General features: G+C 62.9%; 15 protein-coding genes and 1 tRNA gene. 10 read left to right on the top strand and 6 right to left on the bottom strand.

Annotated features, from left to right (window positions below; translation table 11 throughout):
* Positions 1-37: 37 nt before the first annotated feature.
* Positions 38-114, bottom strand: a tRNA-Pro gene (locus PPGU16_RS14195).
* Between the two features lie 52 nt (positions 115-166).
* Entirely contained in the window at positions 167-1,159 is a 993-nt protein-coding gene (locus PPGU16_RS14190) for a polyprenyl synthetase family protein (RefSeq protein WP_180720532.1), read from the bottom strand.
* A gap of 239 nt (positions 1,160-1,398) precedes the next feature.
* On the opposite strand from PPGU16_RS14190, the gene rplU reads away from it, so the two are divergent.
* The 4 genes from rplU to proB all read left to right on the top strand — a co-directional run bounded on the left by rplU (position 1,399) and on the right by proB (position 4,527).
* Positions 1,399-1,710, top strand: a complete 312-nt coding sequence (rplU, locus tag PPGU16_RS14185) for a 50S ribosomal protein L21 (protein WP_007747161.1) — start codon at positions 1,399-1,401, stop codon at positions 1,708-1,710.
* Between the two features lie 24 nt (positions 1,711-1,734).
* On the top strand, positions 1,735-1,998 hold the full coding sequence (gene rpmA, locus PPGU16_RS14180; protein WP_007747163.1) for a 50S ribosomal protein L27: 264 nt from the start codon (positions 1,735-1,737) through the stop codon (positions 1,996-1,998).
* 221 nt (positions 1,999-2,219) lie between these two features.
* Positions 2,220-3,335 (top strand): Obg family GTPase CgtA, encoded by a 1,116-nt coding sequence (cgtA, locus tag PPGU16_RS14175; protein ID WP_180720531.1) that lies wholly within the window; start codon positions 2,220-2,222, stop codon positions 3,333-3,335.
* Positions 3,336-3,408: 73 nt separating this feature from the next.
* Positions 3,409-4,527: a glutamate 5-kinase gene (gene proB / locus PPGU16_RS14170; protein WP_180720530.1), complete on the top strand. Its 1,119-nt coding sequence runs from the start codon at positions 3,409-3,411 to the stop codon at positions 4,525-4,527.
* A gap of 124 nt (positions 4,528-4,651) precedes the next feature.
* Here proB and PPGU16_RS14165 read toward each other — a convergent pair whose 3' ends face one another.
* Entirely contained in the window at positions 4,652-5,236 is a 585-nt protein-coding gene (locus PPGU16_RS14165; RefSeq protein ID WP_180720529.1) for a CNP1-like family protein, read from the bottom strand.
* Positions 5,237-5,311: 75 nt separating this feature from the next.
* Positions 5,312-6,010 carry an RNA pyrophosphohydrolase gene (locus tag PPGU16_RS14160; protein WP_036002508.1) on the bottom strand — a complete coding sequence of 233 codons (699 nt, stop codon included), beginning with the start codon at positions 6,008-6,010 and terminating at the stop codon, positions 5,312-5,314.
* 289 nt (positions 6,011-6,299) lie between these two features.
* On the opposite strand from PPGU16_RS14160, the gene PPGU16_RS14155 reads away from it, so the two are divergent.
* Positions 6,300-8,036: a proline--tRNA ligase gene (locus PPGU16_RS14155; RefSeq protein WP_180720528.1), complete on the top strand. Its 1,737-nt coding sequence runs from the start codon at positions 6,300-6,302 to the stop codon at positions 8,034-8,036.
* 12 nt (positions 8,037-8,048) lie between these two features.
* Positions 8,049-8,654 carry a MarC family protein gene (locus PPGU16_RS14150; RefSeq protein WP_042307913.1) on the top strand — a complete coding sequence of 202 codons (606 nt, stop codon included), beginning with the start codon at positions 8,049-8,051 and terminating at the stop codon, positions 8,652-8,654.
* Positions 8,655-8,735: 81 nt separating this feature from the next.
* Here the strand turns inward: PPGU16_RS14150 and PPGU16_RS14145 are convergent, their stop codons facing one another.
* The gene (locus PPGU16_RS14145; RefSeq protein ID WP_036002518.1) at positions 8,736-9,287 is read right to left on the bottom strand and encodes a hypoxanthine-guanine phosphoribosyltransferase; all 552 of its coding nucleotides are present in this window, start codon (positions 9,285-9,287) and stop codon (positions 8,736-8,738) included.
* A 154-nt stretch (positions 9,288-9,441) separates the two neighbouring features.
* A complete protein-coding gene (ffh, locus tag PPGU16_RS14140) occupies positions 9,442-10,809 on the bottom strand; it encodes a signal recognition particle protein (RefSeq protein WP_091780145.1) in 1,368 nt (455 codons plus the stop codon).
* Between the two features lie 80 nt (positions 10,810-10,889).
* Here ffh and PPGU16_RS14135 point away from each other — a divergent pair, with 80 nt between their 5' ends.
* From PPGU16_RS14135 to PPGU16_RS14120, 4 genes are all read left to right on the top strand, one after another.
* A complete protein-coding gene (locus tag PPGU16_RS14135; RefSeq protein ID WP_180720527.1) occupies positions 10,890-11,831 on the top strand; it encodes a cytochrome C assembly family protein in 942 nt (313 codons plus the stop codon).
* A gap of 5 nt (positions 11,832-11,836) precedes the next feature.
* Positions 11,837-12,169 carry a PP0621 family protein gene (locus tag PPGU16_RS14130; RefSeq protein WP_180720526.1) on the top strand — a complete coding sequence of 111 codons (333 nt, stop codon included), beginning with the start codon at positions 11,837-11,839 and terminating at the stop codon, positions 12,167-12,169.
* Positions 12,166-12,786, top strand: a complete 621-nt coding sequence (gene ampD / locus PPGU16_RS14125) for a 1,6-anhydro-N-acetylmuramyl-L-alanine amidase AmpD (RefSeq protein WP_180720525.1) — start codon at positions 12,166-12,168, stop codon at positions 12,784-12,786. Before PPGU16_RS14130 ends, ampD begins: the two co-directional genes overlap by 4 nt.
* A 497-nt stretch (positions 12,787-13,283) precedes the next feature.
* Complete coding sequence (locus PPGU16_RS14120; protein WP_180720524.1) at positions 13,284-16,286, top strand: ribonucleoside-diphosphate reductase subunit alpha; 3,003 nt, start codon at positions 13,284-13,286, stop codon at positions 16,284-16,286.
* The last annotated feature ends 177 nt before the right edge of the window (positions 16,287-16,463 follow it).

Here is a 16,463-nt window from a genome sequence, read left to right as displayed (position 1 = left end):
GAAAAAAAACCGCGCAATGCGCGGTTTTTTCAAAATCTGGTCGGGGTGAGAGGATTCGAACCTCCGGCCTCTACGTCCCGAACGTAGCGCTCTACCAGGCTAAGCTACACCCCGATTTGGTACTGCAGTTCACTCGATCCGGACTAATCCGGCGTGTCAGTCTCGTTTAAGACTGCCTCGTCGTCGAGTAAGAACATAATTCTAGCAGGCTTTCTTTGTAAATGGAATCGGGAAACGAAGAAATTGCTGCAGCTGCGGCCTGCGCTTCGTGCTTCGCGCATTCGAGCGTGTGATCCAGCGCGCCGGAACGCGTGATGGCCTCGAAAATCTCGTCGAAGCGGTCCGTGCCGCCTTGCTCGATTGCCTCGCGCGCCAGCGCCGCCTGCTCGGGCGAGCCGCGTTCGATCAGATAGATGAGCGGCAGCGTCGGCTTGCCTTCGCGCAGGTCGTCGCCAGCGTTCTTGCCCATCGATTCCGGCGTGCCCGTGTAGTCGAGCCAGTCGTCCATGATCTGGAATGCCGTACCGATGCGTCGGCCGAATTCCGCTGCGGCCGCTTCCGTGGTCGCGTCCGCGCCCGCCAGCACCGCGCCCAACTGGGCCGCTGCCTCGAACAGTTTCGCCGTCTTGTAGCGGATCACCTGCATGTAGCGCGCTTCGTCGACGTCGGCGTCGTGCATGTTCAACAACTGCAGCACTTCGCCTTCGGAAATGATGTTGGTCGCTTCCGAAAGAATCTCCATCACGCGCATCTTGCCCACGCCGACCATCATCTGGAACGAGCGGGAATACAGGAAGTCGCCAACCAGCACGCTCGCCGCGTTGCCGAACAGCGCATTCGCCGTCTGGCGACCGCGGCGCAGATCGGATTCGTCGACCACGTCGTCGTGCAGCAGCGTGGCCGTATGGATGAACTCGACGACGGCCGCCAGTTCGTGCCGATACCCCGTCCTGTCGCCTAGCGCGCCTGCCACGAGCAACAGCAGCGCGGGCCGCAGCCGCTTGCCTCCGGCACTGATGATGTACTCGGAGATCTGGTTGATCAGCATCACCTCGGACGCCAGACGGTGCCGGATGACGCGATTCACCTGCTGCATGTCTTCGGCGATCGGAGCGAGCAGATTTGCTGCGTTGGGGGTGGGGGTGGCGGTTGACGACATGGTGGCGAATTCGGGTAGTGCCGCGAATTATAAGGCGAACTGCGGCATTTCCGCGCCGGACACCATTTGTTCATGGCCGTTTTGACCCGTTTGCGGATGGGATTGCCTGCATTTGTCGCGCACGGGACGGGTGGTTGCGGTCGTTGTCAACTGATTTTGACCGCGCAGCTAACTCTATGTATAATCGAGGGTTTCCGCGCGTGGTGCGTGGGGAAAATGAATCCAGAGTGAGGTTTTCAATGTACGCGGTCATAAAAACCGGCGGCAAGCAGTATAAAGTTGCTGTCGGCGAAAAACTTAAAGTAGAACAGATACCGGCAGACATTGACGCTGAAATCACGCTCGACCAGGTTCTCGCAGTGGGCGAAGGCGAATCGATTAAGTTCGGTACGCCGCTGGTCAGTGGGGCTTCCGTCAAAGCTACCGTCGTGTCTCAAGGTCGTCACAAGAAAGTGACCATCTTCAAGATGCGCCGCCGGAAGCACTACCAGAAGCATGGCGGCCACCGCCAGAACTACACCGAACTGCGCATCGACGCGATCAACGCGTAAGCGCATCGGGCAAGGAGCTAACAAATGGCACACAAAAAGGCAGGCGGATCGTCCCGGAACGGCCGCGACTCCGAGTCGAAACGACTTGGCGTGAAAGTGTACGGCGGTCAGGCGATCCTGGCTGGCGGCATCATCGTGCGTCAACGCGGCACGCGTATGCACCCGGGTGAAAACGTCGGTATCGGCAAGGACCACACCTTGTTCGCGCTGACGGACGGCCACGTCAAGTTCACGACGAAGGGCGCCGGCAAGAAGCATCTGGTCAACGTCGTCCCGGCTGCTGTCTGAGCTTAGTCAGGCACGGGCTTCAGGACCGGAAAAAAGGCCCCGCGAAGTTTGCGGGGCCTTTTTGTTTGCAGGCTTTTCGGGCTTCTGTTCGCGAACCTGCATCCGTCGCGGCATGTCGTTGTCGGGATGGGACAAGAATCAGGCTCAATCTGGCCATTCGGCCAATGGTGCGCGCGCGTCACGCGCGGCAAAATAGCAATACCTACGGGACGGAGTAACGCATGAAGTTCATTGACGAAGCGAGGATTGAAGTCATCGCCGGCGACGGAGGAGATGGCAGCGCGTCGATGCGCCGCGAGAAATTCGTCCCGTTCGGCGGTCCGGACGGCGGCGACGGCGGCCGTGGCGGCAGCGTCTTTGCAGTCGCAGACCGCAACATCAACACGCTGATCGACTACCGCTACGCGAAAAAGCATCAGGCGCGCAACGGCGAAAACGGTCGCGGCTCGGATTGCTACGGCAAGGGCGGCGACGACATCACGTTGCGCATGCCTGTCGGCACGATCATCACGGACATGGATACGGGCGAGCTGATCGCCGACCTTACCGAGCACAACCAGACTGTGCAGATCGCGCAGGGCGGCTCGGGCGGCCTCGGCAACCTGCACTTCAAGTCCAGTACGAATCGCGCGCCGCGTCAGAAGACGGAAGGCAAGCCGGGCGAGCGCCGCATGGTGCGCCTCGAATTGAAGGTGCTCGCCGATGTCGGTCTGCTCGGTATGCCGAACGCGGGCAAGTCGACGTTCATCTCGTCGGTGTCGAACGCGAAGCCGAAAATTGCCGATTATCCGTTCACGACGCTCGCGCCGAATCTCGGCGTCGTGCGCGTCGGGCCGAGCCGCAGCTTCGTGATCGCCGACATCCCGGGGCTGATCGAAGGCGCGGCGGAAGGCGCGGGCCTTGGTCATCAGTTCCTGCGGCACTTGCAGCGCACGGGCTTGCTGCTGCATATCGTCGACCTCGCACCGTTCGACGAAACCGTCGATCCCGTCGCGGAAGCGAAGGCAATCGTCAACGAACTGCGCAAGTACGACGAAGAGCTGTATGGCAAGCCGCGCTGGCTCGTGCTCAACAAGCTCGACATGGTTCCGGAAGACGAGCGCGAAGTGCGCGTGGCTCAATTCCTGAAGGACTTCGAATGGGATGGCCCGTACTTCGAAATCTCGGCGCTCACGGGGCAAGGCTGCGAAAACCTGTGCTACGCGGTGTACGACTACATCTCCGAGCATTCGGATGCGCACCGCGAGGCTGAGGCCGAAGATCTGGCCGCTGACGTGCGCTTCCGGGAAGGGCAGGCGGGCGGCGCCGCGGGCGCACCCGTCGAGCCGCAGGAGTAAGCAGCCGTACCCTGGATGCCGGCGCACTCCCAGCATGCGCCGGCCTTACGAATCATCTTGGAGACCGCGCACAATGCGTTCCGTTATCGCAGATTCCAGGCGATTGGTAGTGAAAGTCGGTTCGAGTCTCGTCACGAACGACGGGCGCGGGCTCGATCACGCGGCAATTGGCCGCTGGGCCGCACAGATTGCCGCGTTGCGCGAGCAGGGCAAGGAAGTCGTGCTCGTCAGCTCGGGCGCGATCGCCGAGGGGATGCAGCGCCTCGGCTGGACCAAGCGCCCGCGCGAAATCGACGAGCTTCAGGCGGCGGCCGCCGTCGGCCAGATGGGCCTGGCGCAGGTCTATGAAAGCCGCTTCGCCGAGCACTCCATTCGCACTGCGCAAATCCTGCTGACGCACGCCGATCTGGCCGATCGTGAGCGCTATCTGAACGCGCGCTCCACGCTGCTGACGTTGCTGCGTCTTGGCGTGGTGCCGATCATCAACGAGAACGACACCGTCGTCACCGATGAAATCAAGTTCGGCGACAACGATACGCTCGGTGCGCTGGTCGCGAATCTGATCGAAGGCGATGCGCTGATCATCCTCACCGACCAGCAAGGTCTCTTCACCGCGGATCCGCGCAAGGATCCGAGCGCGACGCTCGTTCAGCAGGCCGATGCCGGCTTGCCGGAACTCGAGGCGATGGCGGGCGGCGCGGGTTCGAGCATCGGCCGCGGCGGCATGTTGACGAAGATTCTCGCGGCGAAGCGCGCGGCTCATAGCGGCGCGAACACGGTGATCGCGAGCGGTCGCGAGGCGGACGTGCTCGCGCGGCTCGCATCGGGCGAGGCGATTGGCACGCAGCTGATCGCGCGCACGGCTCGCATGGCCGCGCGAAAGCAGTGGATGGCGGACCATCTTCAAGTGCGCGGGCACGTGGTGATCGACGACGGCGCCGTCGAAAAGCTCACCGAAGGCGGCAAGAGTCTGCTGCCGATCGGCGTAGTCGGCGTGCAGGGCGCGTTCGCGCGCGGCGAGGTGATCGCGTGTCTGAGCCCGTCGGGGCGCGAGGTCGCGCGCGGGCTGACGAACTACAGCAGCGCTGAGACGAAGCTGATCCAGCGTCGTCCGAGCGGCGAGATCGAATCCGTTTTGGGCTACATGCTCGAGCCCGAACTCATCCATCGGGACAATCTGGTGCTCATCTAGAAGCGCTCCCGTCCGGGAGAGGCTCATCAAAAAAGCCGTTCCATCGCAAGATGGAACGGCTTTTTTGTTGCGCCAGCATCGAGCCGCGACACCTTCCGCGCGCAGAAGATGCGTTGGACCCGCCTCAGCCTCCGCGAATCAGCGTGCTGTTCACGCGCTTGTATCTGATGTTGTTCAGGATCAGATCTGCCTTGCCGACGGGCAGCTTGCTCGTGCAGAAATAATCCTGATAGAGCGCCGCGTGATACGCGTTCAGATCGCCGTTTTCGATGCGCGTCCAGTCGTTTTCGACCGTGCGGTCCCAGCCGTCGTGATCGGCGTTGAGTCCCGCGTACAGCTTCCACGAGTAGTCTTCGCAGCGAATCCCTTCGTAGTTCACGTTGCGCGCGCCGCTCGGGCTCGTGATGACCACCGTGTAGCGGATGACGCCGTCGCTGTCGACCGTCAGCGATTTCGCATCGAGTGCGAACTGCAGCGGTGTGTTCTGCGAAACGTTGAACGGCAGCAGATCGCCTGGCGCCGGCATGGCCGGGAGCGTATCGACTTTCTTTTCGGTCCACGTCGACGGCCGGTCGAACAGATACTGAAAGTCGCTCTTGGGTCCATCGGACTTGGAAGCGTCAGACGGAGTGGAAGTCTTGGTGCTCGAACAGCCAGCCAGCAGAACGCCCGCGGCGACACACGCCGCGGCGAAAGCAGATACTTTCAATGTGATTTCCTCGAAACGCCGGCGCAGCGTGTCACACGCCGCACCGGCAGATGCGGCGTGGACAGCCGCTCAGCGTCAGTCGCGCAGCCCCGGAGCCTGAACGGCCGCCGGGTCTTCCGTCGACGAACAGTCAGACCCGATTGTCGCACGCAGCGTAGTCTCGACTACAAATGTCGTCGTGACGGTCGTCACCGACGCTGCGGACTCCATCGACGCCCCAGGCGGCGCATTCACCGACGACGCCATCCGTGGATAGCGCTGCCCGTGATGATGTCCACCAGGCCGTTCCGTACGCGGCGCAGGACGCCGCAGGAAACGGGACAATTCCGTTAACGCCAGCTGATATACATCCCGCTTGAACTCGATCACACAGTCGAGCGGCACCCAGTACTCGTTCCAGCGCCAGGCATCGAACTCGGGGTGATCGGTCGCGCGCAAACAAATGTCGCAATCGCGTCCAACCATCCGGAGCAGGAACCAGATCTGCTTCTGGCCGCGGTAATGGCCGCGGACCTCACGCTTGATGAACTTGTCAGGCACCTCATAACGCAACCAGTCACGCGTGCGACCGATAACCTTGACGTGCTCCGGAAGCAGGCCCGTTTCTTCGTGCAATTCCCTGAACATCGCCTGCACGGGAGTCTCACCATACTTGATGCCCCCTTGCGGAAACTGCCAGGAATGTTCACGCAGACGCTTGCCCCAAAACACCTCGTTGTGAGCGTTCAAGAGGATGATGCCGACGTTCGGGCGAAAGCCTTCACGATCCAGCATACAACCACCTTCGAATCCTTTAAAATTGCTTTGATTATAAACAGATAACGGGTCCGACGCACCGCCTCGCACCAGATTGGCGCGATTGCCCGCAACAAGCCTCGTCCTGCGCCCCGAGAGCCGCATTCCGGCGCTTTTGGCGCGTAGTCGGACAAGTGCTCGCGCATGCGACAATCGCTTTTCGGCCTGTCACAGCGTGCGCCGGCATGTCCAGGCGCTCAGGCGCGCGAACCCATCGTCTTACCCTTTCGGGCGGCCCCTTTGGTCCGCCGCTTTTGGAAAATTCTGAATGAAAGCCTCCCGATTCTTTATTGGCACCCTGAAGGAAGCGCCCGCCGACGCGGAAATCGTCAGTCACAAGCTCATGGTCCGTGCCGGCATGATCCGGCGCGTCGCTGGCGGCATCTACAACTATCTGCCAATTGGCCTGCGTTCGATCCGCAAGGTGGAAGCGATCGTGCGCGAGGAAATGAACCGGGCAGGCGCGATCGAACTGCTGATGCCGGCTGTCCAGCCGGCGGAGCTGTGGCAGGAATCGGGTCGCTGGGAAAAATATGGTCCCGAACTGCTGCGCTTCAAGGACCGCAAGCAGACTGACTTCGTGATCGGACCGACGCACGAAGAAGTCGTGACCGACATCGCGCGTAACCAGATCAAGAGCTACCGTCAGTTGCCCGTGAACTTCTATCAGATCCAGACGAAGTTCCGCGACGAAATCCGTCCGCGTTTCGGTGTGATGCGCGGCCGCGAATTCATCATGAAGGACGCGTATTCCTTCGATAAGGACATGGACGGCCTGAAAGAGTCGTATCGCAAGATGTACGACGCTTACGTGCGCATCTTCACGCGCCTCGGCCTCGATTTCCGTGCGGTTGCGGCGGACAACGGCTCGATCGGCGGCAGCGGCTCGCACGAGTTTCACGTGATCGCCGATACGGGCGAGGACGACATCGCTTACTGCCCGACGTCGGACTTCGCGTCCAACGTCGAAGCGGCCGAAGCGCTGCCGCTCATCGCCGAACGCGCCGCGCCGAAGGAAGAGCTCAAGAAGACGCCGACGCCGGGCAAGGCGAAGTGCGAAGCCGTCGCCGAGTATCTGGAAATTCCGCTCGAAAAGACGATCAAGTCGATCATCCTCGCCACGGAAAACGAAGGCGCCGAACCGACCATCTGGCTGCTGATGCTGCGCGGCGACCACGATCTGAACGAGATCAAGGTCAACAAGCTGCCGGGTCTCGCCGAGTTCCGCTTCGCGACGGAAGAAGAAATCGTCGAGTGGTTCGGCACGCCGCCGGGCTACCTCGGGCCGCTGAACACGAAGAAGCCGATCAAGGTGATCGCGGACCGCACGGTCGCGAACATGAGCGACTTCGTGGTCGGCACGAACGAAGTCGATTTCCACACGACGGGCGTGAACTGGGGCCGCGATCTGCCCGAGCCCGTCGTCGCGGACATCCGCAACGTGAAGAAGGGCGATCCGTCGCCGGACGGCAAGGGCGTAATCGACATCTGCCGCGGCATTGAAGTGGGCCACGTGTTCCAGCTCGGCACGAAGTATTCGGAAGCGATGAACGCGACGTTCCTCGACGAAAACGGCAAGCCGCAGCCGATGCAGATGGGCTGCTACGGCATCGGCGTCACGCGTATTCTCGGCGCGGCGATCGAGCAGAACTTCGACGACAAGGGCATCATCTGGCCGGAATCGATCGCACCGTTCGAAGTCGTGCTGTGCCCGATGGGCTACGACCGCAGCGACGCCGTGCGCGAGCAGGCGGACAAGCTGCACGACGAACTGACGGCAGCGGGCATCGACGTGATTCTCGACGATCGCGGCGAGCGTCCGGGCGTGATGTTCGCGGATTGGGAACTGATCGGCGTGCCGCATCGTCTGGTGATCGGCGATCGTGGCCTGAAGGACGGCAAGATCGAGTACCAGGGCCGTCGCGACGCGGAAGCCACGCTGTTGCCCGTCGAAGGCGCGGCGCAGACCGTCATCGACAAGATCAACGCAGCGCTCGCGCGCTGACGGGAGCGGACGGTGGAGTACAACTTCCTGTCCGCGACCATCCTGCTGATTCTCATCACTGATCCACTCGGCAACATCCCGCTCTTCATCAACTGCCTGCGGGGTGTTGCGCCTCACCGGCGCATCCGCGTGATTCTGCGCGAAGTCGCCATCGCGTTCGTGATCCTGCTGGTCTTCATGCTCGTCGGCGACCGCTTTCTGCGGATGATGAGCCTGACGGATCTGTCATTGCGCATCGGCGGCGGGATCGTGCTGTTCCTGATCGCGCTGCGGATGATCTTTCCGCATCCCGACGGCCCGTTCGGCGCCGACACGCGCGCCGCCGAGCCGATGATCGTGCCGCTCGCGATTCCCGCGCTCGCCGGTCCGTCGGCACTGGCGACGGTGATGCTGTTGACATCGCAGGCGCCGAACAAGATGTTCGAATGGGTGGCGGCGCTGACGGTGACGATGATCGTCTGCGCGATCGTGCTGGTGCTTGCGGAGCGCATCCAGCAATGGCTCGGCGAGCGCACGGTGATGGCGTTCGAGCGGCTGATGGGTCTCGTGCTCGTCGCGATTTCAGTGGAGATGATGCTCGGCGGCATTCGCACTTTCGTGCATCAGCTCGAAAAATAGCGGTTGATCGAAGCAACATCAATCAGGCAACAAAAAAGCGACCTCGAGAGGTCGCTTTTTTACGCGGCAAAAAGGGAAGCGTCAGGCGCCTTCCGTCAGCGCGCGGATAGTCGGCAGATTGCGCCAGTAACCCTTCGCGTCCATCCCGCAGCCGAACACGTAGCGGTCGGGCACTTCGAAGCCGCAGAAATCCGGGTGCAGCGGCTTCGCCTTCTGCAGGATCTTCTCGCACAGCACCGCGCTCATGAAGCGCTTCGCGCCCATATCCATGATGCGGTCGCGGATCGCGGCCATCGTCTCGCCTTCGTCGAGGATATCGTCGAGCACCAGCACGACGCGGTCCTTCACCGAACCCGAAGGCGCGACGCGCCATTGCATCTCGGCGCTGCCCTTGATCGCGTTGCGATAGCGGGTGAGGTGGATGTAGTCGAACTCGAGCGGGAAATCGAGGTGCGGCAGCAGCATGCCTGTGAACACCGCCGCGCCGCCCATCACCGACAGCACGAGCGGAAAGTCTTCGGCCATTTCGGCGCGGATCGCGTCGGCCATGTGGCTGATGGAGGCGTTGACGTCGCTGGCCGAAACGATTTCTTCGGAGTGACTGAAAATGTGGAGAGCTTCTTCGCGATTCATGACGTCTGACGGGCGGTAACTGTATACATAGTGTGAAAGACAACGACCCTGCGCGCTACAGCATATACCCGCGCCTTGGTTCGGCATACGCGCCGGGCCGTGGTGGCCGCCGCGCGCTCGCATTTGCCGGCGAGCGCACAACGTCCGGTAAGGATCAGCGCATGCCCGGCAACATGCCCTTCATGCCGCGCATCATCTTCTGCAGATTGCCGCCCTTGAGCTTTTTCATCATCGTGCGCATCTGGTCGTACTGGTTCAGCAAGCGGTTCACTTCCTGCACCTGCACGCCCGCGCCCGCGGCGATGCGGCGCTTGCGCGTCGCCTTGATCAGATCGGGCTTGGCGCGCTCCTGCGCAGTCATCGAGTTGATGATGCCTTCCATGCGGCGCATCTGCTTTTCGGCCTGGCCCATGTCCGCATTCGACGCGGCCTGCTGGAACTGCGCGGGCAGCTTGTCCATCAGCGACGACAGACCGCCCATCTTCTTCATCTGTGAAAGCTGCGCACGGAAATCGTTCAGATCGAAGTCGCCGCCTTTCTTGACCTTGTCGGCGAGCTTCTGCGCGGCCTGAACATCGACGCCGCGCTGCGCTTCCTCGACGAGCGCGAGAATGTCGCCCATGCCGAGGATCCGGTTCGCCATGCGGTCCGGGTAGAAGATTTCGAGGCCGTCGAGCTTTTCCGCGACGCCGACGAACTTGATCGGCTTGCCCGTCACGTGACGCACGGACAGCGCCGCGCCACCGCGCGAGTCGCCGTCGAGCTTGGTCAGCACGACGCCCGTGAGCGGCAGCGCGTCGTTGAACGCCTTCGCGGTGTTCACGGCGTCCTGACCGAGCATCGCGTCGACGACGAACAGCGTTTCGGCCGGATTCAGTTCCTTATGCAGCGCGGTGATCTCGTTCATCATCGCTTCGTCGATGCCGAGACGGCCGGCCGTGTCGACGAGCAGCACGTCGTGATAGTGGCGCTTCGCCCAGTCGACGGCGGCGCGCGCGATATCGACGGGTTTCTGGTCCGGCTGCGACGGGAAGAAGTCGGCGCCGACCTGTTCGGTCACCGTCTTCAACTGCGCGATAGCGGCGGGGCGGTACACGTCGCACGACACCGTCAGCACTTTCTTCTTGTACTTCTCGCGCAGCAGCTTGGCGAGCTTGCCGACCGTGGTGGTTTTACCCGCGCCCTGCAGGCCGGCCATCAGGATAATGGCGGGCGGCGTGACGGCGAGATCCAGTTCGGCGGCCTTGCCTTCGTAGTCGCCGCCGATCACGGCCGTCAGCTCACGCTGCACGACGCCAACCAGCGCCTGACCTGGCGACAGGCTGGCGATCACTTCCTCGCCGAGCGCCTTCTCCTTCACCTTCGCGATGAAGTCGCGCACGACGGGCAGCGCCACGTCCGCTTCGAGGAGTGCGAGGCGCACTTCGCGCAGCATCTCCTGGGTATTCGCCTCGGTGAGCCGGGCTTCGCCGCGCAGCGTCTTGACGACGCGCGCCATCCGTTGAGTGAGGTTGTCGAGCATGGGGGGCGATGAGCAGTGCGGCCCGTTCCGTCACCGCGCGAGACCGGCGGACTTTGGAGGGCCTGGTGTAAACTTCGAATATGGATATTGTACTGTATGCCCTCACTGCGCTCCTGTACGGCGGTCTAGCCGTCGCGGGCTGGCGCGCGCACCGGCAGGCGGCGGCCGCGCCGACGCTCGAGAGCGTGTCGCCGCTTTCTCCCGCTGCGCCGCTGCCCGTGGGCGGGCGAGGGTTGGCGGCTGCATCCGCCGGCATGTCGATGACGACGCGCGTCGTGCTGCTCGTCGCGCTGCTGGCACATGGCGTGCTGCTGCATACCACTATCTTCCCGCACGACGCGATGGTGTTCGGCTTTGCATTCGCGCTGTCGGCGATGTTCTGGCTCGGCGCGGGCATTTACTGGATCGAAAGTTTCTTTTTTCCGCTCGACGGCCTGCGTCTGCTCGTCCTGCCGCTCGCGTGCATCGCGTCGCTGCTGCCGCTGGTGTTCAACGGCGTGCACGTGCTGTCGTACGCAGCCGATCCGCTGTTCAAGCTGCACTTCCTGATCGCGAACGTCGCTTATGGTCTGTTCGTGATCGCCGCGCTGCATGCGGTGCTGATGCTGCTCGTCGAGCGGCGTCTGCACGCGATGCGCGGCGGCGGGCTCGCGCGTCAGAGTGCCGCGAGCAACGACGGCTGGCTGTCGAGCTGGCTCGACACGCTGCCGCCGCTGCTCACGCTGGAGACGCTGTTGTTCCGTCTGATCGGCGCGGGCTTCGTGCTGCTCACGCTGACGCTGGTCTCGGGCATGCTGTTCAATGAACAGTTGCTCGACCGCGCGCTGCAACTCGATCACAAGACCGTGTTCGCGCTGCTGTCGTGGGTCATGTTCGGCGCGCTGCTGACAGCGCGCAAAGTTTCGGGTTGGCGCGGCCGCGCGGCATTGCGCTGGGTGCTCGCGTCGTTCGTCGCGCTGCTGCTCGCGTATGTCGGTAGCCGTTTTGTCTTCGAGGTGCTGTTGCACCGTCCTGTGGTCTGAGTGTCATGCGACAAATTTTTCTGCTGATTCTGTTGTTCATCGTGGGCCAGTGGCTGGTGAAGGCGCTGCGCCGTGCCGACGCATCGCGCACGTCGGCGCGCACAGGTGCGGGCGGCGACGCCGGCGCCGGCGCGCGCACGGGCGCGCGAGCCAATGGTCACGCGAACGGTAGCGCGAACGGCAAGCCTGCCCAGCTCGCCGAGCCGATGATCCGTTGTGCGCAATGCGGCGTGCATGCGCCGAAGAGCGATTCCGTGCTCGTCGCGGGCCAGACGTTCTGCTCGCACGATCACGCGCAGCGTTACGCCACCCGCCCGACGGGTCGCGACGCACGATGACGGCACACGCCCCCGCGCGCTTCACCGTCGATGCAAACGGCTGGATCAACGAAGCGCGCAAGCTGCCGTCGCCGAATTTCGAAGTGCGCCCGAACGGCGCGCGCCCGACGCTGATCGTCGTTCACAACATCAGCCTGCCGCCGAACGAATTCGGCGGCACGGGCATCACCGATCTCTTCCTCAACCGTCTCGATTGCGACGCGCATCCGTACTTCGACGCGCATCTGCGCGACGTGCGGGTGTCCGCGCATTTCGTGATCCATCGCGATGGCGCGCTCGAGCAGTACGTCTCGTGCGACGAGCGTGCATGGCACGCGGGTGCGTCGAACTTCTTCGGACGCGAGCGCTGCAACGACTTTTCGATCGGCATCGAGCTCGAAGGCAGCGACGCATCGGCGTTCGAAGCGGCGCAATACCAGACGCTCGCGCCGCTCGTGCAGGCACTCGCTGGGCACTACGCGATCGAAGCGCTCGCGGGTCACTCGGACATCGCGCCGGGCCGCAAGACCGATCCCGGCCCGCACTTCGACTGGCCGCGTCTGCAGCGCGACACCGCGCTGACCGATCAGTACTTCCCCTATCTGCATCCGTCGACGCGCGCGCCGATAACGTCGTAAGCGGGTTGGCCGTTCTGTGCGCAACCCAACAGACACCGTCAGCGCGCTGTGAGCGCGTGTCATGTCCCCGACAGCTTTTTCCGACGCGGGCATCGCAAAAGTCAAGATCGTCAGACCAAATAAAAGAATTTGCGATGACCGTTCAGTACACTATACTTCGTGCCGTTAATCAGTTTTTGCACAAGATGTAGTGTTTGTCAGGCGGCGCCCGCTCCATGAGCATGGCGCCGTCAGCATTACCGGCACTGAAAAATCTGATGCGGCGCAACCAGTTACGACGACCGGTGCGCCGGCAAATTCGAAGAAAAGGCACAGCCAAGTGATCGCGACACACACAACGTTGAAGTACGTCCCGACGGATCTGTCGCATCCGGCCTCTCTGTTTCAAGGTTCCCGCTGTTTCTCTTCTTCACCCTCATCGCATGCGTCCGGGGTGGCGCAGCGTTTGTACTAATCCGCGGTAACTCCGCACTATTCCAAGACCAGGAGCTTTGCACATGCAAACCACCGACAACGTGACGACCCGGTTCGAAGGCGCACCCGCTGGCCGCCCCGAAGCGCTCGCACAGGGCGCAGCAGCGCTCGCGCCGCAGACGAACTACGCCGACTACAAGGTGATCCGTCGCAATGGCAGCGTGGTGTCGTTCGAGCCGTCGAAAATTGCCATCGCCGTGACGAAGGCGTTTCTGGCCGTCAACGGTGGTCAGGGCGCGGCGTCGGCACGCGTTCGCGAACTGGTCGAGCAACTCACGCAGAACGTCGTGCGCGCGCTGGTGCGCAGCCGTCCGAACGGCGGCACGTTCCATATCGAAGACATCCAGGATCAGGTCGAACTCGCGCTGATGCGCACGGGCGAGCACAACGTTGCGCGCGCCTACGTGCTGTACCGCGAGAAGCGCAGCCAGGAACGCAGCCACGAGCCGGAAGTCGTAGCAGGCGCGTCGGGCCTGAACGTGACCGACAACGGCATCACGCGTCCGCTGGACATGGCAGCGCTGCGCGGCATCATCGAATCCGCTTGCGCAAATCTGGGCGACGCGGTGAGCGCCGAGCCGATCGTCACGGAAACGATCAAGAACCTGTACGACGGCGTGCCGATGAGCCAGGTCTACGACTCGGCCATCCTCGCTGCGCGCACGATGATCGAGAAGGACCCGGCGTACAGCCAGGTCACGGCTCGCATCCTGCTGCACACGATCCGCCGCGAGATCCTCGAAGAAGAAGTCACGCAAGCCGAAATGGGCGAGCGTTACGCCGAATACTTCCCGCTCTTCATCAAGCGCGGCGTGAACGCCGAACTGCTCGACGAAAAGCTGCTGCAGTTCGACCTGAAGCGTCTGGGCGCCGCGCTCGACGCGAACCGCGACCTGCAGTTCGGCTACCTCGGTCTGCAAACGCTGTATGACCGCTACTTCCTGCACGCCGACGGTACGCGCATCGAAATGCCGCAGGCATTCTTTATGCGTGTCGCGATGGGTCTGTCGCTGAACGAGATCGACCGCGAAGCGCGCGCGATCGAGTTCTACAACGTGCTGTCGTCGTTCGACTTCATGTCGTCCACGCCTACTTTGTTCAACTCGGGCACGCGCCGCTCGCAACTGTCGTCGTGCTACCTGACGACGGTCGACGACGACCTCGACGGCATCTACGAAGCGCTGAAGGAAAACGCGCTGCTGTCGAAGTTCGCCGGCGGTCTGGGCAACGACTGGACGCGCGTGCGTGCGCTCGGCTCGCACATCAAGGGCACCAACGGCAAGTCGCAAGGCGTCGTGCCGTTCCTGAAGGTCGTCAACGACACGGCCGTCGCCGTGAACCAGGGCGGCAAGCGCAAGGGCGCGGTGTGCGCGTACCTGGAATCGTGGCACCTCGACATCGAAGAATTCCTCGAGCTGCGCAAGAACACGGGTGACGACCGTCGCCGCACGCACGACATGAACACGGCGAACTGGATTCCCGACCTGTTCATGAAGCGCGTTCACGAAGGCGGCGACTGGACGCTGTTCTCGCCGTCCACCTGCCCGGACCTGCACGATCTGTTCGGCGCCGACTTCGAGAAGGCCTACACGGCTTACGAAGAGAAAGCGGCACGCGGCGAGATCAAGCTGTTCAAGAAGATCCCGGCGGCGCAACTGTGGCGCAAGATGCTCGGTATGCTGTTCGAAACGGGCCACCCGTGGATCACGTTCAAGGATCCGTGCAATGTGCGCTCGCCGCAGCAGCACGTCGGCGTCGTCCACTCGTCGAACCTGTGCACGGAAATCACGCTGAACACGAGCGACACCGAAATCGCCGTCTGCAACCTCGGCTCGGTGAACCTCGTCGCGCATCTGAAGGAACAGGCGGACGGCACGGTTGTGCTCGACCACGACAAGCTGAAGCGCACCATCAGCGTCGCGATGCGCATGCTCGACAACGTGATCGACATCAACTACTACGCGGTCGCCAAGGCGCGTAACTCGAACCTGAAGCACCGTCCGGTCGGCATGGGCATCATGGGCTTCCAAGATTGCCTGCACGTGCTGCGCACGCCGTACGCATCGCAGGAAGCCGTCGAGTTCGCCGACCGTTCGATGGAAGCCGTCTGCTACTACGCATACTGGGCGTCGACGGAACTGGCGGAAGAGCGCGGCCGTTACGCGACCTACCGCGGCTCGCTGTGGGATCGCGGCATCCTCCCGCAGGACACGCTGAAGCTGCTCGAGGAAGCGCGCGGCGGCTACATCGAAGTGGATTCGAGCGAATCGATGGACTGGGCGTCGCTGCGCTCGCGCATCTCGACGTACGGCATGCGCAACTCGAACTGCGTCGCGATCGCGCCGACGGCGACGATCTCGAACATCATCGGCGTGTCTGCATGTATCGAGCCGACGTTCCAGAACCTGTACGTGAAGTCGAACCTGTCGGGTGAGTTCACGGTGGTGAACGACTACCTCGTGCGTGATCTGAAGGCGCGCGGCCTGTGGGACGAAGTGATGGTCGCCGACCTGAAGTACTTCGACGGCTCGCTGTCGCGCATCGACCGCGTGCCGGGCGACCTCCGCGCGATCTACGCGACGGCCTTCGAAGTCGACGCAACGTGGCTGGTCGAAGCGGCGTCGCGCCGTCAGAAGTGGATCGACCAGGCGCAGTCGCTGAACATCTACATGGCAGGCGCGTCAGGCAAGAAGCTCGACGAGGTCTACAAGCTCGCATGGCTGCGCGGTCTGAAGACGACGTACTACCTCCGCACGATGGCGGCGACGCACGTCGAGAAGTCGACGGTCGCGCACGGCGCACTGAACGCAGTGCCGTCGAGCGACGGCGGCGCGGGTGGTGCCGGTGGTGCAGCGGGTGGTTTCGGCGTCGGCGGCGGTGTGGGTTCGTCGGGTGTGACGGGCGGCTTCCAGGCATCGGCGGCATCTGCAGCGCCCGCTGTCGAAGCAGCGCCGGAAGCGGATGGTCCTGTGTGCATGATGCGTCCGGGCGATCCTGGCTTCGAAGAGTGCGAAGCCTGCCAGTAAGCGCGACGCTTCATATAGTAGTGAGTCAGCCGCCGACGCTTGCCGGCGGTACGTAGCAGACAGGCAGTAGCAAAGTAGCAGGCGATGAGCGGAGCCAGTCGAACGCGCCGCTCATCGCGACACGAAGCCAGCGCGGCGCTCGTTGCAGTCGGAACAGAAGCACTCGACGCAGCGAGG

This window comes from Paraburkholderia largidicola (genome assembly GCF_013426895.1).
Classification (GTDB): Bacteria; Pseudomonadota; Gammaproteobacteria; order Burkholderiales; family Burkholderiaceae; genus Paraburkholderia; species Paraburkholderia largidicola.
The sequence above is the reverse complement of the archived record's forward strand: the minus strand, read 5'-3'. Positions and strand labels throughout refer to the sequence as shown.